At 41.0% G+C, this 339-nt stretch carries 1 protein-coding gene; it reads right to left on the bottom strand.

Going from position 1 to position 339, the window contains the following annotated elements:
- Positions 1 to 339: transposase (locus ACT3SX_RS15635; protein ID WP_444761884.1), on the bottom strand; the 339-nt coding region annotated here is incomplete at both ends.

Raw genomic sequence — 339 nt, 5'->3', positions numbered from 1 at the left:
ATCTGTACCACTTAAATTAATCTTATCAATTAAGTCTGGAGCGACCTTTACATCGTGAGTCGTGCCATCTGATAGGATAAAAGTAATAGGGTTGCCATGGGCATCAACTGCTAAATGAATCTTGGTGGCGCGTCCTGCCACACTTTTACTAATGGCTTGTTCCACCTCATTGCCACCATTACTGTGCTGATGTGCTTTAATATGCGTGCCATCGATAAATACCCATTCACAGTCTGAGTCTTTAATTAATAAAGCAAACAGTGCAATCAATTTATTGCTACGAAACCAGCGCTGATAAGCCTTGTAGACGGTATTAGGCTTACCAAAATAAGGTGGCAA

It is taken from the genome of Psychrobacter sp. AOP31-B2-9 (genome assembly GCF_052378005.1).
Taxonomy (GTDB): Bacteria; Pseudomonadota; Gammaproteobacteria; order Pseudomonadales; family Moraxellaceae; genus Psychrobacter.
The sequence above is the reverse complement of the archived record's forward strand: the minus strand, read 5'-3'. Positions and strand labels throughout refer to the sequence as shown.